This window comes from Wolbachia endosymbiont (group A) of Anomoia purmunda (assembly GCF_947251545.1).
In the GTDB taxonomy this organism is placed as follows: Bacteria; Pseudomonadota; Alphaproteobacteria; order Rickettsiales; family Anaplasmataceae; genus Wolbachia.
In genome coordinates, this window is record NZ_OX366362.1 from 1208562 (window position 1) to 1233313 (window position 24752).

The following is a 24752-nucleotide window of genomic DNA, read 5'->3' on the forward strand; positions in this document are numbered from 1 at the left end:
TAAGTTACCAGTTAATCGTTGCTTTATAAGGAACCATAATTATGATTTCCTCAAGCTTACTTATATCTGCATTGTTGACTTGAATGTTCCAGTCAGTGCCAATTGTAAGTGAAGGATTAACAATCTTTTTAGAATTACGTTCCCAGTTATAGTTATCCAATTTTATAGTTATTTTATCTGCATCTGGCGTTGCAGGTATGATGCAGATATTGTTACCATCATTTAAATCAACTTCTGGATTTTTTACATGAATAGGGAAGATTTCAGGAAATAGCTTGAACTTTAACTCAGAGGATTGCCCGTTTGCCTGTTTAAACTTGTTCCATTCTTCTGGATAGACCGCACTTAGATTGACAATGAACGTGCCTTGATAATACTTTATTTGATCAAGATTTTTTACTTGACGACTTAAAACCTCACCTCCATTTAGAGCTGTATAGTCCAAATGAATTATCACATCAGAAATAGTACTAATATCAAACCTATTGGTTGCTTGAGGAAGGCTTAATTCCCAGGTAGAAACTGCACCTGTGCCTTCAAATGGTAAGTAACGTTCATCACCAAAACTAAGTTCAAAAAGACCACTATCTTGATCAGCTTTTGAGATAGCAATTTCTTGATTTGGCTTCCAATTAACTCTTAAAAGATCAGTTTCAGGCTGTTCTTCTTCACTTGGGTTCACTAAGTATTTAATTGCGTTTATTGCACCATCGCTTTTTAACACTACTTGGTTACTTGTTTGTTGCAAACTTGCATGAACATTTTCATAAGGACCAACTACTGCTGGAACAGTAATCTTTATATCTTTAATCTTACGAGCATAGTGACCAGGGAAATCGAGGTCAAATAATTTTTCCGTGAAGGAGAATTTACAGCTTCCCTTAGTTTTAAGCTCATGAAGTGCTATAGGATCAAGAGATTTAAGTGAGATTACTTTAGTGATTTCTAACCTTCTTTCATTGGTATCATGGTACTCTTTGTCAAGTTGCTCAAGTTCAAACTTTAACTTTTGTCCTGAAAGTAGGCCTTCTTTTAAGCTATTCCAGTGCCCTGGTTGAATGAACGCTTTGCCGTTATCAATCTCATACTGATAAGCCCTTTCAGCTTGCTTTGCGATCTCAAGGGCAAGTCTATAAGTTTTTATATATAAGCTTTTAAGTTCTCCCTTCATCCAGCTATATAGTTCTTGGTTAGTAAATTTGCCCCTGAAGAAAGACTCTTTTTCTTTAATCTGCTTGATTGATTCCTTGTGGGCTCTAAGGTCTTGTATAGCATTTGCTTGGTTTATTTTATTTGCTTCTATTTGATAGCCAATCTGATCAACGTCATGGGTGGCCACAATCTTCTGTAAATCCCAATCTTGAGCTCGTCTTTCATAACTTGCTGATGTGCTTATATTCTGTGATATATTAGATAGTGTGTTTGATGTTAATATCATTGATTCAGTAGTAGCTTTTGCAACCCCTTCAGGTTTACTACCACCACATGCTAATCCAAAAATATTTGGAATAAGACTTAAAGCTCCAGCAATTAGCGTGGCAGGGTTTGAAAGAGTTAAAAAAGTTGTAGAAGCAACAGCTGCAACTATTGCTGCAATTTCAGCAGCTGATAACCCGTCATTAATTAATTTCTCATAGTAAGATTTTCGATCCTTTGCACTGCTTAAGCTTACATTAAGGGCTTTAGCTTCTTCTTTTAATGCTTCTATGGCTTTTTCCTTAATGGTTGTCATCAAGTTTGCTATTATTCCTTCTTGTTTGTTGTAAAGTAAATTAAGCGCTTCAGCATCCTTTTTCTCTAAAACACTCAATAATTCTGAACCAATTTGAGTAACAGTATCAGCAATTGATTTAGCATAAGTAATCATATACTTAAAACGGTAATGAGGCACTTGAGCTTTTGGTAGCATTACAGTACTTCCTCCAGCTGCAGCACTGATTAATTGCCTTGGATCAATTGGTGGTTGGAATAGAGGAAGCTCTAAACGTTTACCTTTGATATCCAAGCAATGTCTTATTTTATAAAGACGATCCTCAATCCTATCCCATAAACCGATAAAGTCTTTATTTTCTGGAGTACAGAAATAGCTGCAATATTCAGCTGTATCAGATGAAGCAGGATTAAGTGCAAATTGACCATTCCCACTACTTTGGGCTGGGGTTATTGTTTCTGCTTTACATAGCATTTTCCTGTTGGCAGTTAATACTTCACACACGTTTCTAGATTTAATTTTAAATTTTCCTTTCTTTTTAGGCTTTTCTCCAAGAAGATTCCAAGCTCTGATATAAAGCATTGTTGCTTGATTAATTCCTTCCCATGAGTTTTGAGAAAATAGCATATCACCCCAATCAATCAAGTTATCTACATATGATATTATCACATACTTTTCAAAAGAAACTCTTCCATCTTTGCCAGCCTCTTTATATGGATCAAGTGAGTCAACTAATTCTCCGCTATCACATTGGTGATTAATATTGCCTGGAGGACATTTGGTTTTAAAAGGAAAAAATTGCCAAGCATTACAATCTTTTTTGAGAGGATTGAAAATATATTGGTACCACTTACGTGCTTCAGCAAATTTTTGCTCCTGATTGAAAAGATATGCAATGAGTGTTGGAATATGGAAGAATATTTCCCATAAATATACTCCGTAAAAGCCATAAAAGTTCAGCATGTATTCCTGCTGTTGCTCACTGGATATTAAAACTGCTTTTGATCCACCCATATAAGCTTTTCTATATAACTTACTAGTAAATTCAATAATTTTAGTGGTATCCTCCAACTTACTTTCCTTACTACTTTTCTCTCTGTCTTGTACAAACAGTTTTTTGACTATACCTTTGTCTACTTCTTCACTTTCATTCAGTTTTTTATTATATTTTTCTAATTCATTTTCACTGAGTTTTTTCTTTTCTTCACTTATTTTATTGTTTAGTGTTTGTATATCACTTTTAAGCTGTTCTATAGTACGACCCTGTGCTGACTTATTCTTTTCTTCTTCTAGTCTTTCTATGCTTTTCTCTAACTGTAATGTAGATATTTCATCCTCTAAACTTTTTACCTTTGTTTTTAAATCATTTAATGAATCCAAATCTGCTTGTTTAGAAGAAAATAAATAAGTATCATTTTTAACATACTCTACAGATTTATCTAATAATGAATCCAAATCTGCTTGTTTAGAAGAAAATAAATAAGTATCATTTTTAACATACTCTACAGATTTATCTAATCTTTCTTTTAAATAATTTATTACTTCTTGTGATTTTTCTTTATCTTTAGATACTGCTTCATCTATTGATTTTTCTGGTAAATCATCTTTTATTGATTTCTTTTGTTGAAAATCGTCTAGCTGTTTTCTTACGTCTTTTACTTTATTATATAATTCATTTGTTGTTCTTTTTTCTATAATTTTTATTATATGTTCTAATGCTGTTTTACGTTTTTCTTCTTCTTCTATTCTCTTTCCTAAGTCTTTTACCCTGTTTTCTATATCTTCTTTATATTCCTCTTTCTTCTTTTCATATGACAATTCAATACTTTTCACTATAGTATCAATGTTTTTTTCTTTTTTACTTCTATATAAATCAGAATTTTCTGCTTTTAGATCAAAATTCTCACTTAAAGAAAATTTGCTATTTTCAAAACCTTCCTCCATAGATATAACAAAAATCTTTTCATTATTTGAGATAATTTCTAGGTTTCCATAGTATTTGGCGCTCTTTAGCTCCTCAATTTGACTTTCTATCGACTTTCTATGTTCTTTAATTTCACTTTCACAATATGAATTTGCACTAGCTCCTTCACCTCTATTTTTTATATGTTGTTCATGTGAATCTATCACAGATAAATGTCTTCTTATCTTATCTTCGTACTTGTATTGCCTCTTGATTTCGCTAGGCAGCTTCTGCTGAGCTGACCAACTATTATCCACTTTTTTAAAAACAAAATTTATGTTCAAAGTAGAGTCATCAATTGATACATCCTCAATTTGTTTTTCCTTTTCAGTTTTTTGTAGCCAAAAAATAAATATTTTACCAAATGCATGGATTATCCTTGCTATCTGAACGGGTATTTGCACTTCAATTTTTTCCCAAGGTTTCCATTTCTGTGAGCTCTCTTCCGTATTATTTTCAAAATTACCAACCCGGTAATAGTAAGTATAGGGTTCAGCCGTTGTTCGACCTAAAATATAGAACTCTTTTCTTTCATCTGCAAAAAAAGTATCTACTGTTTGTAAATTTACAAGTTGTGAAAAATCTTCAAAATACTTAAGGTATGCGTTAACTGCTGCTTCCTCTGTAAGATTACCTTGCATTAAAGTATTTTGTAGTGCCTTGTATTCTGCTGTTGCCGATTTATGCAGTGTAGGATTTAAGTAATTTTCTGGATAGAGAGCAACCTTTTTAGTTGCTTCCCATTCTCTATAATTATCAAGCAAATCCCACATTCCTTCAGTCAACGCAGGATTAACTGTTGCTCCTGCCTCTAGTCCTAATATGCAACGGTGAATATAGAGTTGAAGACTATTCAACCCTGCTTTGAGCGGAGAAATTTTTGAGCAATCGCTCATTTCAACATCGATTAATAGGAATGCGTATAGGCTGCGCATATTCTTGTTTTTGATTTCAGGATATGTGTGTAACATGTAACCTGCCAGAATATTACGCTTTTGATTTTCTAGATGCTCTTTCACTCCTTCTACATAACTTAGTGATTTCCGTAGTTCCTTTTCAGTGCTATTGTACTGATCCCATCCAGTAGATGATGGCAAATTATGTAAGTCTTTTAGTTCTAGCAAAATTTGACCATCAATACCTGTTTGTTCTGCCATATCTACAAGAGACTTAATTTTTAGCAAAGAGTCTATAGGATGATTTTCTTTACTGAAACATTTTTTAAAAGCATCAATTTCTTTGATTTGACTTAGTAACTTTTTGTCCCAATTAGTAAGCTGCGTTATTTTTTCTGTGACTTTGCTTTCATCATAACTGTCATGTAGCCATTCTACATATTGTGAAAGAGTAAGTTCGTTACCAGAAAAAGCATCTTGCAGTGCTTTATGATTTGAAAGGGTTTTAATCTGCTTCTCTGTCCATGTTGCTTTTAGGCCATAAATATTTGAATGACATGTAATGCTTTTTATATCTTCTGCACTAAGCTTAAATGTTGTAAAAACTGCAACATTATTTAGAAGTTCTTCAATCATTGCATCGTAAGTTATAGATAAGTCTATTGAGTACGTTTCTTCATATGTTTTTCCAGATGAATCTTTGCAAGTTAAGATCGCTTTATTATTTCGAATGTCTATCGAAGTACATTCACTAGGCTTGTAAACATCAACAGTCTTCCAAGTTTTAACTATATTATCATAAATATCTATTTTTCCAGAGGACCTTGCACTACTCGTGATTTCTGCAAGCAAATCGTCATGCATTTCATTTCCTTTTGCAATACGTCTTGTCCAGTTTTTAGCTATAGAATTATTTGCAGAATAACCAGTAGAGTCGTAAATATATACTTGGCCAGCAATTCTATTATTCATCTCCTTTGTAAACAATATAGCCTTTGTACCAATTACAGCTACTGATACGTTGTTATGCGCTCTGCTAATCTCACCTGTAAACTTCCAGCTATCAGTAGCGCCATCATAGACGTCTATATATTTAGAATATTCTTGATCACCTTTATTTCCGCCAAAGAAAATAGCTTGTTTATTAACTATAGCAACTTGCACCATATCACGTGCTTCACTGGCAACGTGTTGAACTTCTATCCATTTCTCAGTTTTAGCATCATAAATATCTATTTTATTAGATCTCGTTTGACCTACTTTACCACCGAAGAAAATAGCTTTGCCATCAACCACAGCTACTGATGCATTTTCACGAGCTTCACTAACTGTATGCGTTGTCCATTTTTCAGCTTTACTATCATAGATATCAACCTTTGAAGAACATTGGTTATCACTTTTACTACCACCAAAGAAAATAACTTTCGTATCAATTATAGCTACTGATGCGTTTGATCGTGCTTCACTAGCTGTATCTGTGCGATTTACCCATTCTCCATTATTATATATATCTATCGCACTTGATCTTGTTTTATTAATTTTACCACCAAAGAAAATGGCTTTTTCACCAACTACAGCAACCGAAGCATTTGAGCGAGCTTCACTGGCTGTATGTTTTGTCCACACGCCATTATCATAGACGTCTACTTGTAATGAACATCGTCTATTATCTTTATTTCCACCAAGGAAAATAGCTTTGTTGCCAACAACAGCAACTGCAGCACTATCACGTGCCTCGCTGGCTGCCTCAGTTATCCAGCTTTTGGCTTCTTCATCGTAGATGTCTATTTTTCGTGAGTATTCATTTTCACTTTTCTTACCACCAAAGAAAATAGTCTTCGTGCCAATTGTTGCTACTGCTACGTTTTTTCGTGGTTCACGCATTGAAGACTCTACAGAATTTTTGCTGTGTACTTCACTCTTTGCAAGAAAAACGGCCTTGTTGCCAATTATACCTACATCATGAACAATATTTTTATTTGGAGATTCAAGTCTTAATAACTGCAAATTTGTTGGCTGCTTTTCTGTAAATTGATGAGCTGCAGCTAATACATCAGAGCTTACGTTAAAATGTTTACGTATTTCATTATGAAGATTTTCTCGTTCTTCTATTACCTCACTTATTCTTGTTTTGCATTTTTCAGAAATTGTAGAATCATTGATTAATGCATCCAACCTTTCCTTGCTTGTTAGTTTTTTGTTTCCCGTTTTTTCTATTATTTCTTTTATTTTATATTCTTCAGAAAGTGTAGAGTCATTAATTAGCGAATCTAATTTTTCTTTGCTTTTTAATTCTTCCAATATACCTTTTATTTTCGTTTTACAATCCACAGAAAGTGTAGAATTATTCATCAACGCATCTAATTTCTCTCTGTTTTTTAATTTTTTAATTTCTGATTCTTCCAGTATTTTTTCTATTTGTATTTTCCACTCGCCAGTAAGCTCAGCGTGACTCACTAATGAGTCTAGTCTTTTTCTGATTTCTGATTCTTGATTCTTTTCTATTTCTTCCTCTATCTCATTTATCTCCTTTACATGCTGGTGAGAAAGTGCAGAAGAGTTGATCAATGTGTTTAATTGTTCAATGGTAATAGAATTGTTATTTAGCCAATTATTTAATTCAAAAATACGCTCTATATTATCTAGATTTAGATCAGTGATGTTTAGCTGCAGTAAAATTTGTACTATTTCTGCTGTTGATATATTCATCAACCTTGCTAGCAAAATTTGCTTATGTACTTCCGAGATTAATGATCTTCCAATCTTGTTGGAAATTTCATCGTTATAGTTGACTAAAGAAGTGAGTTCGTTATCGTTAATATTCCAAATTTTCTTTAATATAGTACTATTATCTGTGTTTGTAACTAAATCCTTAAGCTTAAATTCACTTGGTAACTCTGCAATTATCGTGTTTAACTTACCAAACAACAATTTTAGTTGTCCAGCAAGCTGAGTAAAGTTGTGTAGAAACTTTTGCTCTTTAACACTAATTTTTTCTTGCTTCTTAGCCTTTTTGACATGAGTAGTAGATTGACTGAGCAGCCATTCTACTTCCTGACATTTTGCTCCAGTTCTTACAATGAATTCATCAAAATTTTCTTCTTTAAATGGTTCAGAAGGCTCCTCTATACCATAAATTTTCTTTAAGTCTGATTCTTTTACTCCTTGCAAAAAGAATAGAGATTCTGTTGCATTGTTTGCGTCTTCTTCACTCTTACTTCCTTCTATTGATATGGAAGCATTAGGATATAATTTGTACACTTCATTTAAAGGCTTTTTCAATTTTTCTTGTAAGCTTTTTATTCTGCTTACCTCGTTAAGAGTACCTGCGTCAATTTCATTCTTATCAATGGCAAGCAATACATTACACAGCTCATTAAATGACCAGCTAAGCTTATTTGCAAGACGAATAAAGCGATGCAAAAAGTTTAATTCCTGGTCATTAAGACCTTTGATAACCTGGAAAGTTTCATTCTTACCATTAATACTTCTGGTTTCGTTGCCGATAGTCAATTTTTCTGCACCAGCAAGCTTATTATAACAACCACGCAACAACTCTAGTCTATCAAAGTCTATGTTAGTTTGAGCAATGAACTTTTCAGCGTTTTTAAGTTCACTCGCACTTGCACTATAAACTTCGCTTAAATTAGAACTTGTGGAAGTAATAAGTTCATATTCTTCTGATGAAAGACCTAAAGATTCTGCAACGTTATTAGCTTCTGGTTTTAGCACCTTATATAGATCAGCTAAAGTAATGCATTGTTTTTCTAGATAAGTACGTATGCTAACTAAAGGAAAATTAGCAGGCAGATTAAATGGATATTTAGCTGTTGCTAACTTCTTTAGAGCATTGCCACCTAGTTTCCTATCTAGATTCTTCCCCATTATCTCATTAGCAATCTCTAGGTATAACTTTGTTTTGTTAGTGCTATTACAATCTAGTGGAAGCTCAAATAAGTCAGGACGACGTTCTTTAAGCTTATGCCCTGGAATATACTTTTCAATAGTCTCAACTAGCTTAACAAAGTAAGCTGCTGGACTTAAGACTGACTGGCAGTGATCACATTCGTTGTAACCATCTTTAGTTTTAAATATATCTTCAACTATGTTGCTATCTGCATTAGTATTTGTGGTTGTCATATTATTCCCCTTGTAAACTGTGTATAATTCCGTCGCACTCCGCTGCAGTATCATGATCAATATTGCAAACTCGTAGTGCTCGGTAATGTGGTTCGGTCATTTCTCTGGCATTTTCTATATACCGAGAGACGAATTCCCTTCTTGCTAAGGCCTTATGGTAAATATCCTTAGCTTCTTGCTCTGTAATTACGTCTTTTACCCTTTCAATAAAGACATCCTCACATAAATCTGTTATCTTAAATGCTGAGTCATGTAAATACTCGTCATTTTCGTTTTTAAAGCTGAGTAATTTCTCAGTTATTTCAACGTTTTCAATTCCCATCTTTTCTAGGCGAAGTTGAGAATCATTTGCTGTATTTTTATTCATTGTAATTTCCCCTTTGGTTGTAAGAATTCTTATATTTTTGAGGTTATTCAGGTCTATTTATGCACCAGGAGCTCTTTTTCGCTTTTTATTAGAACTACTAGCTTGATTATCGTTAGCAGGTATTGAATATTTAATCAGATTATCAGCCACTTCTAGTATTGTCTTCATTGTAGACTTAACACTTCCTACTGTTGTCATCCCCTGAGATTTCCATGTATCAATCATCACGCCTTCTTTTCCTTGTAATAAATTTTTGAGAATGTTATCACTTTTTACCATTGACTCAATGGCGCCTCTAATGCTTTCAATATTATCTCCTGGCTGTCCATTTGCTATTTCTTCTATTTTTCCTGCAAGTGTTTTTAATGGATCTATCACTAATTTCATATTCTCTGCATGTCCTTGTGCTAAATTATCATTAGCAAACTCTTGCCTTTGTTTAACAAGTGGATGAGGATCACCACTTTTTGTATTTTCCTTATTCTCAACATTTTCATACATCCTCGCGTACTTTAAATTTAGCGCAACAGGAAATATAACTTTCATAGCAGCCAAAGACGTTGCATTGATGCGTCTTGCTTGCTCCATAGAGCCCTTACCTTTTTCAATTCCTTCTGCTTTCGTATAAATATTTTCTATAGCTAAACTCAATTTAAAATTAGATTGTGCTTCTAGACGATCCTTGACATACTCCATTATCTCCCTAGTACAATTTTGACAAGGGCTTCTATCAAGTTTCCATATTTCTTTGTCTATGTTATCTTTCAAACGACCTTCACTACGTTGGCCTGTTATATAAGACGTTTCAGCGTGTAATTTTTTTTCTCCTTTCCCTCCACTTTCATGAACTTCCTCAAATAGAGAAAAATTTGCACCTACTTTTCTTCGAGAAACAGCTATAGATGTTTTACTCTGCTGGTTGAACTTTACGTTATATCGGTCTTTTTTCTTGGTTTCACCAATAGAGTCAACATAGTTAATAGGATTATTGCCAACGAACTGGTAAAGATTTAGCCCATCCACAGTTCCAGCAGGATCAGGATTAATCCATCGTGCCAGCCATGGGGCGTAGTAACGTGCGCCGTAGTAGTATAGGCCAGTGCTCTCATCTCTTTCTTTTCCTGAATATCTATACTCTTTTTCCGTTACTTCACGTGCTGTTTTGGCTGCAATCAGTGCTGTGCCACCAAATGGTAGATACTCTTCATATGTCATGATTTCAGCATTATCATTTAATTCTAAGGCAACTGAATCTAAATGATTACTTAGCTGATAACGACTTTGACTTTCTCTGGTCTCGTCAGAAGTTCCTTTAGTCCAATAATGATGGAGGGCTACTCTACTTTTATCGTCCATTACATGGACAGTATACTTTTCTTTACTTAAACCACTCTCTTGATAAATTCTCGTAACCTCAATATCACCAAAATAAATTTTTTCTACTTTAGTATGATTAGCTTCATTATTCTGATAAGTTTCAGTAACTTTTCTAACTCGTTGCCCACTACTATCATAAACATAATATTCACTATCATTTTTTCCACTTGGCCTTGTTATAATATCAACATACGCTATGTTATCTCGGTAATTCCAGCGTAAATTCTGTGTACCACTCAGCTTCAATAAATTACCTCTTTCGTCATAACTTGCATCTATATCATTTTCATTGACAGGCCTACTTTCTATTATTGGTAAACTTCGATTTGACTTACTTGAGATGTAAAACTCTTTAGTAGAATTATTTTTTCCGCTATGCCTAATTTTCGTAATGTTACTTCCATAATCAAAGTCATAATATTCTGTGTAATTACTGATTGCATTTTGGTTATTTAGATGAGGAATTGGTGTAATAATTTCTTCCTTTCCATTCAGCGCTGGATGTTCCTTTCCTGTTGCCTCAATCAGTCGATAAAGCGAATCGTAATGATAATCAGACTTAGTATCTATAGTCTTGTTGTTTGGAAAGATCACCTTGTATGAATCATCATTCATGCAAGTAATGTTACCTACAGGGTCATAAGTGTAGTTAATACTTTGTAGTTTCTTTTTCTCTTTGACGCTTTCAAGTTTAGTAAGCCGAAAAGTTTTAGGGTCATAACTATAGCTGGTAACAACCCCATTGCCATAGGTAATCGATGTACGCTGACCTTTAGGATTATAGCTGATGTCTGAAACATAGGTTTTTATGTTTTCTCCTTGCTTCTTGAGTTTAATTTGTTTTACTCTGCCTGCTACATCATAGATTGGACTGTGAGTGTTATTTTGCGAATCTGTCTTTTCAATTACTTCACCAATTGCATTATATTTTATGCTTGAATTAAACACTTCTTGTTCAAGATCTGCATGAGTTGTAACGATATTTTCAACGTTTTGCCAATTTGCCTCTTGTTTATAATTCTTCCTCAGAATGTAGCTACTTTTTAACGTCTGACCTTTAAAATCATTTTCTTTAACTTCAGTTAGTCCTGCTTGATCGTAATGGGCAATAAGCGTTCCATAACGATTTGTCACCTTATCTTGAATGTCCTCAGAGTAAAAGAATTTTTCGACGATATTGCCATTTAAATCTAGATCCTGATCAGTAACTTTTACCTTTATTGGCCGTTGCAATTTATCATATTCTGTGTAAGTAAGTGATCCTTTGCCATTCCAATTGTATACTGCGCTTCCTGCAACATTTGCTAAATTCCATGTTTCTCCAGCATCAATACTGCTACTCTTTAAGAGCCCAGCCATCGAATAAACGTGGCGAAAATTTTTTATTTTTTCAGTTTCTTCCTTACCCTGGTTTTGCTCATAAAATCTTGCATCAACACTTTCCAGCTCATTTCCTTGAATATCAAGTTTAACGTGGGATTTTAATTCTACATTGCTTTGCCCTTCTTTACTTAAGGTTTCTATCTGCAGAAACTTTCTTCCTAAACTGTCTAAATGTTCTATTGTTGGTGTATTATAGTGTTTTTCTGCTTTGTCCAGTGCGTCTTTTTCGTCTTTTAAAGCTGCTTTTTCTGCTGTGTTTGCTCTATTCCATCTTTCATTGAATTCTCTGTAATACTCTGAATCTTTTACCGTATCGTTAAGATCAAAGTTTCTAGTAACCCACGAATCAAATTCTACTTTGCTGAAAAACCCTTTTGCCGTATCAATACGAATATTTCTCAGTAGAGGGTCATAATAAAGAGTGTCAGATACTCCTTGATTACGTACGCTCTCTTCGAAGTCATAAAGAGTTAAATTACTATAAAAAGGTTCATACTTTTTCACCTCTGTGCCTTTATTGTTATAAACAACTCTTCCTGAAGCTAGCCATTTTTCACTCTCTGAGTCTGCAAGCATTTTAGTCTCAAGGGTTCTGCCAAACCCATCGATGTGAGTGACAACTCTCCTGATTCTTGTGGAACTCCCTTCTGAAACATGAGTTTCTCTCTGCAAATTAATCACATGCACAGGTTGGCCATTTTTTCTCCATGCTTCCAGATCATAGTAGAAGAAACTTGTTGCATTCTGTAAATAGTACTCAGGACCATTTGCTCCTTCTGCTATACCTAAAACATCTTCAAAATTTGGATTTTTTCTGACTTGATATTCAAGTAATGGTTTATCTCCTTTCTCTTGCCCGTTTTCGCTGCCATAAAGAGATGTGGCAACTACCACTCCAAGTGGATTTAATATAACTTCTGAAACATTATCGTTATGATCAGTGAGCTTTACTGGACTTAATCGTTGATAATCATATTCTGCTGTCGTTTCATAACTTGAGCTTGCAGTTGCTTTTACTATCGTCTTTATTGGCAGTAAATTATACTGATCATAAACAACTGCAGTCTCAGCGCCAAAAACATCAATTACTTTTTCAGGTAAATAATATTTATCACTACCACAATAATATTGCGTAGGACTTGGTGCCCACCAAAAGTCAGAAGTTTTTTTGTAGCCAAGATCTTTGAGCATTTGCTCAGAGGTTATTTTACCAGAAAATACTTCTTTTATTTGACTATCAGAAAATACCATAGCTTCAGTATGGTGGAGAAGCGCTTGCTGCGTTACAGAGCCAAGTGGTAAAGTAGAATCTTGTCCTTCATTCCAATAGTAGTTATGATTTTCACTTAAGAGCCTTGCTTGTGGACTTGTATAATTTAAGTTCTCTTCAAATTTTATCGTATTTTGCAAGGACTGTGTTACGTGAGTCCTGAGGTCATTAATATTAATATAGCCATCAGGTAATCCCCCAATCTCAAAAGCTTGTGATTTATAGAGAGTTCCCAGTAAGTAAAATTCTTTAGTATTGTTAACGTAAAAATTATATTCTAAAGTAGCATGTAGTTTTTGCTGTTCTGAATAGTTGCCTGACTGACTTCGACGAGGGTAAGTAATACTTACTGATTTAATGACATTACCGTATCCATCGATTTCTAAAACAAAATTATGCTGAGTACGTGGATCACAGCAGTTTCTTTCATAGTGATAACTGATAGTTTCTTGTAAATTCACAAAGAATATTCCGTATTTGAATACTTTGTGAGAACTGTTTGTACTAGATTGTAGCAATTTTACACAAGCACTTGATTCAGTCACTGAGTATGGATGTTGGTAAAGATCAGGATTTTCATCTTTATCAAGTCCATATACTTCTTGCCTCAGCATTTGACCTTGAATAGCTCGATAAGCCTGTCTTTTATCCTCTATTGAGGTGATATTCTCATCAAATATTTGCGGCGTTATTTTTAATGCTTTGCCATCTCCTTGGTAAAATTCTTTTCTATAACTTTCAACTAAATCTTCTACTCTTTTATAAGCTCCTGTGTGATACCAGGTTTTGGTATAAATCGGTGCTACGTAATGTTGATCAGTTGTAGTAAAATCTTCAGTATCCCAAGTTTCAACAAAACCAAATCCGCGAAATTCTTTTTCGACGTAATCATAAAATCCATGATGATAACGATATTTACTCGTCAGTTTACTTCCTACTATGTTGTCTATCGTTTCTATTTTTTCAATTACTTGTACTGAAAACGGCAGACTTGTTACCCACGGGCGGTTTTCTTTTCCATCCTCTAAGTAAAACTTAGTAGAAGCTGCATAATGAAGACGGGTAATATTACCCATGTTATTATCTATTTGCTTCAGTAAGTGTGGCTTTACTCCATTGTAAAAATCATAATATAAATGCTGTAACTTTAAGTTTTGATCAAGGTAACTAATAAGCAAACAGTTAGTTCCATTTCCTAGAATGTCAGCAAACTCAATACGACCAATTTGATTGTAATTCACCGGCAATCTCAAAGTTACTGGCTTACTAAAAGAGTTGCCACTATTGTTATAATAGATATCTAAGCTATTATGGTTAGCATAGACTAAATCAGTGGTACCAGAACCATCAATATCAGCAAAGTATAAACGTTTGACATTGAACCCATTCCTAAAATATGGAGCATTTTTAAATACAACTTTTTCACCAAATTTACCATAGCCAAGATTTGGCCAACATTCTACTTTGCCATTTTCTATTTTAACTAGATGACTCTTGCCGTCACCAAACATATCAGCAAATCGTACTAAAGTACTCTCTGAATTAAAACGCTGATTTGGTAGACCTTTTGGTGCACTGCTATAAATAGCTTTTTTGTATCCTTTTTTACCAGCAGATGGATATACTCTGACCTTTTCTCCTTCAAATACTACGATATCAGTTCTTCCATCTCCGGTGACATCAATCATTTCTTGCAGTTCACTACTGATATTGACCACTTGCGACTCAAGAGGCTTAAATTCACTCCACTTACCATCAAAATCATAGTAACCTTGAAAACCACTTTCATTCACATAAAGTTGTAATTCACCGTTTCCTTCCATGCTCATTAGTGAGTAAGTAGTTTTTCGCATTAATGATGGAAAATTTTCTAGCAGTTTAGCTTGAGCAAATTCTCCATTACCATTTGGTCTGAAATAAAGGATTGTGTTGCCATCGTTATATAATATTCCTTCAATACCTTCTTGATATAGATCAACCAATTGGAATCTTTTATCGTTTAAGTACCCAGGAAAGTTTTTGCTTATTCCTTCTATTTTTACCGGTTTAAAAGAGTTTTTATTATTTGAATTATGAAGGTCTAAAAAATTTCCTTTTTCTTTGATTAGAAGGTCTTTTTCACTGTCTTTGATTTTCCAATTTGAGTTTTCTTCAGAGATTTCTGCATTTTGTTCTGAAAAGACAAAATCTTGTTCTTTTAGAATCTGTAGAAGCTCTTTAGACGGTTTACTGCCATCGCTCAGTGTTACCGATGAAACTGTTGAAACGTAGGTAGAATCATCGCTAGTATGAGAAAAAACTAAAGTTGGCGTAGTCTTAGTAAATCTTTTTTCTCCTCTTTTATAATAGCCAACTTGTTTTACAGCTCTTAAGTAGGTAATCGTTGGTCTCTCGTCGTAATCAAAATACGTTCCATTTACTAGCTTTGGCTCTTTATCAAGCTCGTCAAAACGGTGATAAATTCTTATAGCTCGGCATAAGAGTTCAGTTCTAACTGCAAATCCTGTAGTGTGCGAGGTAAATGGATCCGGGCGGAGAATTTCTTCTCTTTCATCGCTATATCTTTTATCTACTGGGCTTGTAAAATCGTTTTCGCCATAATCAAATAAAACTTCAAAATAGTTGTAATTTAACTCTTGGTTATATCCATAAGCAATGCGATCTATTACTCTGCCACCACTTTGTACATTTGTATCTTTTGTACTTGAGCGATAATAATAAAGTATTTTATTTCCATATACATCGCTTAATTCCTCAAGTAACCACTCTGCTATGCGTTTATTACTCTTTGGATCATAAATTTGTGCTTGTTTATTTTTACCATAAATAGCAATGCTGCCATCTTTACTAGTAACTTGCCAGTAAACCGTATTATCACTTTTACTTATCAAACGCTCTATTTTAGCAAACAATCCTTCAATACGTGGCTGATAATAAGTAATATCATATTCACTATTACTTGACTCATTAACGAGTACTAAATCATCTGCTCCTGTAAGTACGAAAATATCTTCATCATCATAAGTTAGAATTTTTTTGGATGTCTTTCTGATAATACTTGCTATTGAAACATTAAACCCTATACCAAATACTCCGTTACCACTGCCAGAGCTGTAATTAACGCTTAAAGAAGGCGAGAAATTACGACAAGTTGGCAGCGCAATTGGTATTGAGAAAGCTCCAGTACCAGTGAATGAGTTAGCCTCAAAAGCTTCACTAATTCCTTTTATCGCTCCACCACCTTTTGGTAGCTCAAGCTTTTTGGCCTCAATAGTAGACTTTTGTGTAGTATCTTTGTTGGGTTCCATTTGATTTGATTGCGTGAAAACGCGCTTTTATGTTATATATATACAAGATTGATAAAAAAAACGTCCAAATTATTTTTTAAAATTTTATCTTTACCAATCTTGTTCTTAAATTTTGTAGCCTTCTGATAAGAAAAAGAAGCCTTTTCATAGACTTATATAATCTTGGTAGCGCAAAAATCATCAATTGCTCTTTGATTACTTTCTATCATTGCCTTTGCCTCTTGCTGTAAACATTTAATATTTTTAGATGTTATATCATCCATCTCAGCTGATGCTACTTTGAGTTGTGATTGTATTCGTATATATTTATCACCCATTACTTGCTCTAGTTGATAATCAACGCAATCCAATCCAGAGGCAAACATCACATTCAGTAGTGGCTTTACCCACCCTATTTTGCCAAATTTCCTTGAGTTAGCATACTTTATACTTCTATCTGTTCCACCAGTGCCTATTGATAGCAGTATAATCTCATCATTTGGAAATAACCTTTTACCACTTGCATATGCACAAGCAGCAGGATTATTAGCAAACACTCCGCCATCTATCAACACTCTCTCTGTTTGGCTAATTTTCAGACGTTTTGGTGTGAAGTACGTTGGAGCAGCTGTTGTAGCTCTGAGTGCATCTTTCAACTTAATGTTTTTTTCTTTCCAACTTTTGAAGAAAAATTCACAACTATTGTGAATGTCATAACTAGTGAGCAGTAGATTACTCGCAACATCGACCATAGTGCTTTCACCGAAGTATTTGTTGAGAATAAATTCCACATTTCTATACGAGTACTGAGAACCACTGAGCCAAGAAGCAATTGATTTTCTCCAAAATGATGATTGAAAGATATAAGCTCCATACTCTTGGTAAAGTTCGACCAAATCATTGGCAGAATATTGAAGTTTATTGCTTTTACAAAGTCCAGCAACAATAATTCCACCGGTTGAGGTTCCTGCCATTAAATCAAAAATCTGGGAAATTGGCTTTTTTGTTCTAGATTCAATCTCTGCTAGAATAATGGCAGGAATTATTCCTCTGATTCCACCTCCATCAACAGATAAAATATACTTTGCCACTTTTTTATTTTTGTCTCTGCTCAAGTTCATTAACTTCCTCAGCAAGGTTTTTGACCCTTTCTTCAAGGCGATAGATGATTTCTGTAGTCCTTTGATTTTGCTCTATAAATTTATCATGCATATGCACTCTTAAGTCGAGCTTAGCTAGCCACCAGATCAATGCTATTGTTTGTATCACCATAGTAGCAATTACTGCTACAGGGATCTTTCCTGTGTTTGTCATCTTTTTTAAAGGAAAAGTTGTATGTATATATACAAGATTCATCAAAATTACGTCCAAAAAATCTTTTCTAAAATAAAGTTAATTGGTTGCACTGAACAAGCGATGCAAATAACATAAGAGACATGAAATTCAGCCTTTTTCGAAAATTATTAATAAATTCAATAATACCAATAATATGTGCCATCTTTTTGTTTCAGCATTTTAAACCGTCAAAAAACATACCAATAAAAAGTAAGGCAAGTGGCAATGATCTGGAAACATTGTCTACTGCAGCTGAAAAATGTAATTTAGATACTGTAAAATCCTTAATAAAAAATGTGGTAGATATCAATGCTACTCATCATTTTGGCGCAACATCATTACACTATGCGACAAGCGGAGGCTGTTTAGAAGTTGTAAAATTTCTAATTGAAGAAGGCATTAATGTAAACACCACTGATGCTTTTGGCTGGACAGCTTTGCACTATGCTGCACAGGAAGGACGTTTGGAAATTGCTAAGTTTCTACTGAAAAATGGAGCAAATCCTTCTGCTAAAAACAAAGATAAAAAAACTCCTTTAGATCTTGCTATAAAGGAGTTAAGCAATAACAAAGAAAAAAGAGATATTTATGAAGAAATTATCAATTTACTTTCCAAGTATCAATTGTTTCCATAACTGCTGTTAATATAGTACGATAACCCAGGTTATCAATCACATGCTCAGCCTTATTTATTATCCATTTACCATAAACTCCCTTGCGAAATCCCAAAAGGTTGATCTTTGCTTCAGCAAACAATTCAGGATTTCCTGGCATTCTAATGTTGAGTGTTGCTGCACCACTCATCAACTGATTTAATTTTGCAGAAGCTGCACTTTGCGCCAAGTCACTACTTGCATAAATATCTCGTAGAGTATAGCTTGGTTCTTGATCACCTATTTTTTCTGTTATAGTCTCTGCTTTCTCATAATCATACCAGTAGGCGATAACCGAGCCATATTGATTACGCTCATTAAATCTTACTTTCCAATTTGTAATATCTGCAGGTGTTAAAGTAATAGTGCTTAAAGTTTTTCCTGTAACTGATTTTGCTTTTCCTTTTGAAACAAACAGTAAATACCCTCCTGCAGGTTTTGCTATTGCTCCATAAATTTGAGCAAGCCTGGTTAAAAAATGCATATCGCTCTCTGCAGTCTGATCAATATGTGATATTATGATATTTGCAAACTCTGCAGCAACCTTAGCTTGATAGCCATGTTTGTTTGCGATTTTTTCCACCAAATCATTCAAAGTAATTTGATGCCACTCATTAAACACTTGTTCCTTTAATGACTCTTTTAGATCCGCTGCATGACTCTTGATTTTTAGTCCTTGTGGCGGGCCTTGTAGCGTAATTTCATTCACTATGTAATCTCCCATCGGTACAATGCCAGTTTCTTTATACCCAAGTAAAATATTCAGCTTTGCTCCGGTTTTAGGAATCTCAAATAATGAATCACGATCATCAAGATGAATTACAGCAGTATCACTTATTACTCCTGCTTCATCAGTAATATGCATCGATACCAATCGACTTTTTATCAACTCAGTGATGGAAATGCCTTCTACTGAAATACTAAAGCCTGGTATCATTTTAATCCCATAGTTTTACTACTTGCTTTTGTATCTCTTTTTGAATAGCAGGAAGTTTAATGATTAACCCTGCAGGAAGAAGTTCATACTCTGCAAGCCCAGGATTAGCTCTTAATACAACCTCCACTGCTTCGTAGCCATAATGCTTCCAGCAGATCAAATCTAACATGTCATTTTCTTTAGTCTTGTAGTATATCATCATTATCAGTTGCAGTATAATCAGTAGCATTATTTAGTGATTCATCTAGCAGCACGTTATCGTAATGTTTCAAACTTAAATGAAACTCAATCTTCCTTGGTTCACCATTTGGAAAAAAATATTTCTGCGTTTCTTCTATTTTCACAATAACAAAATGGCCTAAAATATTACCTTGGCCATCAATAAGTAAAAAAGGTTTTGAAGAATTTCTCATATTATTTATTTGATTCAGCCCTCCTGAATAGATTACTCCCGCAAGCTCAATAATATCCTCTCCAGGACCAATACTTTGAAGCAAAGGCTTTTCTCCAATACGCTCAAGTGCAGGCCAGCGATATTCATTTCTGCGTGTAAAACCTCGCTCAGTTAATGAAAATCTATATGGACCAAGAGATAGCATAATTTAATTTGTATCGTAAAGTGCGCCATTAAATTGTTCTCTAATTCGCTCCATTACTTCATCAGCAATACTACGTGCATCTTGCCCAGGGCTTGAATGAATATTAATACTGAAGTGATTATTTTGCGTTTTATTCTCTATAGCTTTACTGTGTGCCGCAATGGGGTACTTAAGAGAATCGCTTATAACGTTATTTACAGACTTAACTTCTAGTTTAGCCTCATTTTTTTTGCTCCACAGATTATTGATTGTTTTAAAAGGCTGAGTAATATTATTCCAAAACTTTCCTATCCAATCAGAAAAGGACTTCCACACAACTTTCACTGACTCCCAAATAGTAATAAAGAAATTTTTTACTGCTTGCCATTTGGTAATTATCAAAGTTGCAGCAATAACAAGACCTCCGATAATTAGCCCAATAGGGTTACTCATTAGAGCAATTGTCAGTGCTTTAAATCCAGCAATTACCGCTGGAAAAACTGCAGAAAGACCTATTTTTACTAAAGTAACAACAGATGCAAACATTCTCCAAGTAGATAAAAGAGCAAAGAAGGAACCTTTTACAAAAGTCCAAGCATATCCAAGAGATATTGCTGCTATTTTAATACTAATCAACGCTGCAATCGTACTTATGACCACTGTAGTCAGTACTGAATATTCTTTCGCATACAGCGCTACTTGTGTAGTTGCTGACCTCATAAGATTAACAGTAAAGTTTAAAGGTGGTAATAATACAAAGCCAAGATTCATTCCTACTTCTGCTATTGAATTCTTAAGTAGCTGAAGATTATTTGCTGTAGTATTTGCTCTATTTTCAAACTCTCTTTGCATCGAGCCCTGATATTCCGCGTTTATTAATCGTAAAGATTTTTTGTATTCATCAAGACTACCAATAAGTAATGCTATATCATCTTGATATTCAAGGCCAAAGAGATCAAAGAGAACACTAGAACGTTCTTGCTTGCCTAATTTTGCAATCGTTTCTAGAAATTTAAGTAATGTACCTTGTGCATTCTTACCAATTGCTTTCTCAAATTCCTTAGCATTTATTTTTAGCATTTGAAAAGCTTTTTGAAAATTGCCACCTTGTTTGCTTGCAGTTTGCTGAGCATCGCATTAATTGCTGTACCTGCTTTTTCAGGAGTTTTACCAAGACTAATAAAGCTACTTGCTAAAGCTCCTGCTTCCGCTGCAGTTAAACCAAATTGCCTTGCTGTACCACCGATTCTGTTTAGCGCAGGAATAATGTCTTTAGCTTTTGCTGCAGTGTTATCAGAGATATGGTTTATTGCATCGCCAATGCCTTTCATTTCACCAATTTTAATTTGATAAATGTTAGAAAGTTTGGCAATAGCATCTCCTGCTTCTTCTGCTGACATATCAAATGCAGTTGCCATTTTAGCTACAGTGTCTGTAAAAACCGTAAGATCTTTAGCTTCAATACCAAGCTGACCACCACTTGCAGTAATTTGCGCAAGTTCTGCTGCAGATAGCGGAATTGTTCGTGACATCCCCTTTAATGTTTCACCAAGTTTTGTCAAGCCATTTACATCTGTATCTTCAAATTTTACAACTTTCTTTACATCAGCCATGGCACTCTCAAAACTAATTGCAGCCTTAAGTGGTGCTGCAAGTGTAAGGCCAAGCGCCACAGCATCCATCATTTGAGCTTTGAAATTTGCTCTTTGCGCCAAAACTCCTTTACGTTTTTGCATTACAGAATTTAAAGCTGTATAGTTACTTTTAAGCTTTTCAATAGAAGAACCAAGTTTAGCTTGATCTCCAATAAGAGATTTTATATCTCTACCACTTTTACTGAACTCAGTGCGTAGTAGGTGGAGAGCACTTCTTTTTTGTAAATAAGCTGTTTTAGCTTTCAGTGCTGCAGCTTTAGATCTTGTAAACTCCTTTTGCAGACTCTTACTTGGTTCTTCTGCGTTTTTTATCTGCTGAGCAAGAGATTTTGTTTTTATTTCTAGTTCATTCCAAGAACGCCTAGCAAGCAGAGCATCGTGGCTTAATTGTTTAAACTTGGATACTGATTTACTTGATGATTCAAGTTGTTTTATCGTACTACCAATACGAGAAAGTTGCTTCGTGCTACCTGCTATCGTACTATTAAAACTGCTTTGCAGTGTTGCTCCAATTACTATAGAAATCGCCTTCATTTGTATAATTTTCCGCTACTTTCAAACCACGTAATAAATTCTTCAATATCCATATCAAGCTACTGATTGATTCCACCACCAACTATTGAGCTAAGTGATAATATGCTCAGCCTCAATTTTTCTGCTGAGACAAAAAACCTTGTAACACTTCTTGAATCTTACTGTAGTCTGCCAAATCAAGTTCTTCTACTGCTTCTCTTGAAATACTTGCAAGATTTGCAATCAGTGCTACTTCCTTCTCTGCATCGCTATTACCCATACGTTCAACAGCTAAACGATCTCGAACTTTTGGACGGCGTAGAGTTAGCTCTGAAACTAAAATTCCATCGATTTTTATTGGTTCAGTTAATTTAATTTTTTGCATTGTTTTACCCTTTTAGTTAAATTCCTAAAGCTGTACGCATAGAAGTCATTTGATCAACACCATCGATCTTGCGAATCATGTTTTCTGCATCAATTTCAATCAATTCTCTGCCATCAATAGTGAGCTTATAATAGTTGGCAGCAATCATACATTTTAGTGTTGCTTTTTCAGCAGGTTTCCAGCTACCAAAATCAAGTTCTTTAAAGAGCCCTCTTAAGTTAATTACTACTGATTCTGTATCACTACTTCCCTGCAAACCTCCTCTTAAAGTAAGAGAAACAGCATTATTGTTTATCAATCCGAAAAGTCTAAAGAGCTCAGAGTCATATTCAGAAAAAGTGAAATCTGCTTCAAGCTTTTCCATGCCCATATCAATATTTATTGGAATATCCATACCACCAGCTCTGTATTCTTCTGTTTTTATGGTAAGTTTTGGCAAGGTTACTTCATCTATTTTTCCTGCATAACCACGACCATCAACAAATATGTTAAAATTCTTTAGGATCTTTGGTAACATCTCTCTTTCTCCTTTTACAATATTGCGCCACTCACAAGGTGTGACCTGAAAGTAATCTGTTCAGCTGGATATGGTGGCGTGAACTCAAAATCAAAAGACACTTTTCCGCTTGCAATATTTGTTGGTGTATTGAGCTCTGGAGTTGCATAACATTTTCCGCTAATAATCGCCCCTTGCGCTTTTAAATTTGCAAGATAAGAATTTACCCCCTCAATCACATCATCTATATAAGTTTTGGTAATATTGCGATCAACTGCCCATAAATGAGCTCGAAGTAGACTATCGTTGATTAAATCTGCAGTCCTTCTCACTGACAGAAAAGCCCATTTTGAGTCATTTGAACATGTTCTATTTCCCCAAAGCCTATAGCCATTTTGATGAATTATCGTTGTTACTTCATTTTCGTTTAAGTGGTTTGCTCTACAATTTGTATTACCGAGCGTAAAATCAATAGGCCTGCTTGTGCCAACAATACCGTTTATTTCTTTATTTGAAGGTGAATGCCAAAATCCTTGTTCGCTATCTAGTTTCGCTATTAAACCAGCTACAAATGGGCTAGACGGCAAAATTTCTTCTTTTCCTTCAATAAACACCTTAACCCATGGGTCAACAACGTAAACTCTTGAGCTACCTACACTTTTTCTCCATTTTATGGCTTCTTCATCATTGGTATTTGGTCCATCTGCAACTATTATTGCCCTTAGCTTTTCTGCTACTCCTATCAAAGCTGCTACTACTGGGTTTTTAGGATTTTCAGATTCAGGCAATTGATGAGTAAACTGAGGTGCAATTAGTATTCTAGGTAGCACATGAACTATACTTTCACTGCTGAGAAATGCCTCGATTCCCTGATATTCTCCGGTTTCTTTATCAACACCGCCAATTATATTTTGAATAGTTTCACTTTCTTTGAGCTTTGAATCGCTGTTTTCACTTTCTTTAACTCTAATAACTACTACTGTTGCCCCAATTTGGGAAAATATTCCATTTACTGCAGAAGGTAAACTTCCACTCTTTCCAAGCTTTGCTGCTTCCTTTAAGCTTCCTGCTATCAGTACTGGTTTATTCAGTGGAAATTTTTGCTCATCAGCTTCAGGGGCAGTACCAATTACACCTATCACTGATGATTTAGCTGTACGTACTAATCTTGCTCCTGAAGTTACCTCAATAACCTTTACTCCGTGTAAAAATTCTTCTGGCATTTCTTCCCTTTTTAACTTTCTTGCATTTTTTTCCTGAAATCATCGAGCAAAGTCTGTAGCTCTTCTTCACTTTTGACTTCTTTAATTTTCTTCTTGGCGATGTCTTCCAATTCTTCACATTTCATTATTTCTTTTACTGCTTTTTTTGCCTTCTCTTGAATTATTTTTGCCATCTCTACTACTGAAATTCCTCTCACTCTTGCTAAAGGCTCTATAATTGCTGCATCCTTCTCATCTATAGATTCTTGTGTTGTTAAAATGTTCTCCGCGGTTTTTGCTTGAATCTCGTACGACTTAGCCTTTTGATAAGAGTGCCCTGAGAATCTACTAGTAAAGTTATTAAAATGAGTACGAATATTGTCAAATGCACAGAGCTTCGCATTATCCAGTGACTCCTTTTGTATATCTTCTTTAGTACGCTGAGCAATTTCTCCTCCTTCCGTTAGACAATAACTCTTTTGCCATTCAAAATTTTCTGGCGCTTCATACCAATCATTTCCAGCTGGTTTGCTTTTAAGCGTCGTTGTTTCTACTTGTTTGTTATGTTCAAATCTAATATAAATTGGCATTGGTTTTCTCCGTT

At 34.7% G+C, this 24752-nt stretch carries 13 protein-coding genes and 1 pseudogene; 1 reads left to right on the forward strand and 13 read right to left on the reverse strand.

From position 1 onward, the window contains the following. Window positions 1-4 precede the first annotated feature (4 nt). The 5 genes from OPR57_RS06245 to OPR57_RS06265 all read right to left on the reverse strand — a co-directional run bounded on the left by OPR57_RS06245 (window position 5) and on the right by OPR57_RS06265 (window position 17708). A complete protein-coding gene (locus OPR57_RS06245; RefSeq protein ID WP_265036317.1) occupies window positions 5-8710 on the reverse strand; it encodes a Tc toxin subunit A-related protein in 8706 nt (2901 codons plus the stop codon). Between the two features lies 1 nt (window position 8711). Then, a complete protein-coding gene (locus OPR57_RS06250) occupies window positions 8712-9077 on the reverse strand; it encodes a hypothetical protein (protein ID WP_265036318.1) in 366 nt (121 codons plus the stop codon). A gap of 57 nt (window positions 9078-9134) precedes the next feature. Then, window positions 9135-16415 (reverse strand): SpvB/TcaC N-terminal domain-containing protein, encoded by a 7281-nt coding sequence (locus tag OPR57_RS06255; RefSeq protein WP_265036319.1) that lies wholly within the window; start codon window positions 16413-16415, stop codon window positions 9135-9137. 152 nt (window positions 16416-16567) lie between these two features. After that, on the reverse strand, window positions 16568-17485 hold the full coding sequence (locus OPR57_RS06260) for a patatin-like phospholipase family protein (RefSeq protein ID WP_265037586.1): 918 nt from the start codon (window positions 17483-17485) through the stop codon (window positions 16568-16570). A gap of 4 nt (window positions 17486-17489) precedes the next feature. Beyond that, window positions 17490-17708, reverse strand: coding sequence for a hypothetical protein (locus OPR57_RS06265; protein WP_012673232.1), 219 nt, complete (start codon window positions 17706-17708; stop codon window positions 17490-17492). A 122-nt stretch (window positions 17709-17830) separates the two neighbouring features. Here OPR57_RS06265 and OPR57_RS06270 point away from each other — a divergent pair, with 122 nt between their 5' ends. Then, a complete protein-coding gene (locus OPR57_RS06270; protein WP_265036320.1) occupies window positions 17831-18364 on the forward strand; it encodes an ankyrin repeat domain-containing protein in 534 nt (177 codons plus the stop codon). Here OPR57_RS06270 and OPR57_RS06275 read toward each other — a convergent pair. The 8 genes and pseudogenes from OPR57_RS06275 to OPR57_RS06315 all read right to left on the reverse strand — a co-directional run bounded on the left by OPR57_RS06275 (window position 18330) and on the right by OPR57_RS06315 (window position 24738). Next, window positions 18330-19319: a phage late control D family protein gene (locus OPR57_RS06275; protein WP_265036321.1), complete on the reverse strand. Its 990-nt coding sequence runs from the start codon at window positions 19317-19319 to the stop codon at window positions 18330-18332. The two genes, OPR57_RS06270 and OPR57_RS06275, sit on opposite strands and share 35 nt — an antisense overlap. 1 nt (window position 19320) lies before the next feature. Continuing rightward, entirely contained in the window at window positions 19321-19521 is a 201-nt protein-coding gene (locus OPR57_RS06280; RefSeq protein ID WP_265036322.1) for a tail protein X, read from the reverse strand. Continuing rightward, window positions 19499-19918: a phage tail protein gene (locus tag OPR57_RS06285; RefSeq protein ID WP_265036323.1), complete on the reverse strand. Its 420-nt coding sequence runs from the start codon at window positions 19916-19918 to the stop codon at window positions 19499-19501. Before OPR57_RS06285 ends, OPR57_RS06280 begins: the two co-directional genes overlap by 23 nt. Before the next feature lie 3 nt (window positions 19919-19921). Continuing rightward, window positions 19922-22086, reverse strand: a pseudogene (locus tag OPR57_RS08190) (phage tail tape measure protein). A 112-nt stretch (window positions 22087-22198) separates the two neighbouring features. Then, window positions 22199-22450, reverse strand: coding sequence for a phage tail assembly protein (locus OPR57_RS06300; protein WP_265036326.1), 252 nt, complete (start codon window positions 22448-22450; stop codon window positions 22199-22201). 16 nt (window positions 22451-22466) lie between these two features. After that, window positions 22467-22967 (reverse strand): phage major tail tube protein, encoded by a 501-nt coding sequence (locus OPR57_RS06305; protein ID WP_265036327.1) that lies wholly within the window; start codon window positions 22965-22967, stop codon window positions 22467-22469. A gap of 14 nt (window positions 22968-22981) precedes the next feature. Beyond that, complete coding sequence (locus tag OPR57_RS06310; protein WP_265036328.1) at window positions 22982-24169, reverse strand: phage tail sheath subtilisin-like domain-containing protein; 1188 nt, start codon at window positions 24167-24169, stop codon at window positions 22982-22984. A gap of 11 nt (window positions 24170-24180) precedes the next feature. After that, window positions 24181-24738, reverse strand: a complete 558-nt coding sequence (locus OPR57_RS06315; RefSeq protein ID WP_265037578.1) for a hypothetical protein — start codon at window positions 24736-24738, stop codon at window positions 24181-24183. Between the last annotated feature and the right edge of the window lie 14 nt (window positions 24739-24752).

Excerpts from the sequence above, each read along its gene's own strand:
- OPR57_RS06305 (WP_265036327.1), bottom strand. The coding sequence starts at position 22,967 with ATGTTACCAAAGATCCTAAAGAATTTTAACATATTTGTTGATGGTCGT.
- OPR57_RS06315 (WP_265037578.1), bottom strand. The coding sequence starts at position 24,738 with ATGCCAATTTATATTAGATTTGAACATAACAAACAAGTAGAAACAACG.
- OPR57_RS06270 (WP_265036320.1), top strand. The coding sequence starts at position 17,831 with ATGAAATTCAGCCTTTTTCGAAAATTATTAATAAATTCAATAATACCA.
- OPR57_RS06285 (WP_265036323.1), bottom strand. The coding sequence starts at position 19,918 with ATGCTATCTCTTGGTCCATATAGATTTTCATTAACTGAGCGAGGTTTT.
- OPR57_RS06265 (WP_012673232.1), bottom strand. The coding sequence starts at position 17,708 with ATGACAAACACAGGAAAGATCCCTGTAGCAGTAATTGCTACTATGGTG.
- OPR57_RS06250 (WP_265036318.1), bottom strand. The coding sequence starts at position 9,077 with ATGAATAAAAATACAGCAAATGATTCTCAACTTCGCCTAGAAAAGATG.
- OPR57_RS06310 (WP_265036328.1), bottom strand. The coding sequence starts at position 24,169 with ATGCCAGAAGAATTTTTACACGGAGTAAAGGTTATTGAGGTAACTTCA.
- OPR57_RS06255 (WP_265036319.1), bottom strand. The coding sequence starts at position 16,415 with ATGGAACCCAACAAAGATACTACACAAAAGTCTACTATTGAGGCCAAA.
- OPR57_RS06245 (WP_265036317.1), bottom strand. The coding sequence starts at position 8,710 with ATGACAACCACAAATACTAATGCAGATAGCAACATAGTTGAAGATATA.
- OPR57_RS06275 (WP_265036321.1), bottom strand. The coding sequence starts at position 19,319 with ATGATACCAGGCTTTAGTATTTCAGTAGAAGGCATTTCCATCACTGAG.
- OPR57_RS06300 (WP_265036326.1), bottom strand. The coding sequence starts at position 22,450 with ATGCAAAAAATTAAATTAACTGAACCAATAAAAATCGATGGAATTTTA.
- OPR57_RS06280 (WP_265036322.1), bottom strand. The coding sequence starts at position 19,521 with ATGATGATATACTACAAGACTAAAGAAAATGACATGTTAGATTTGATC.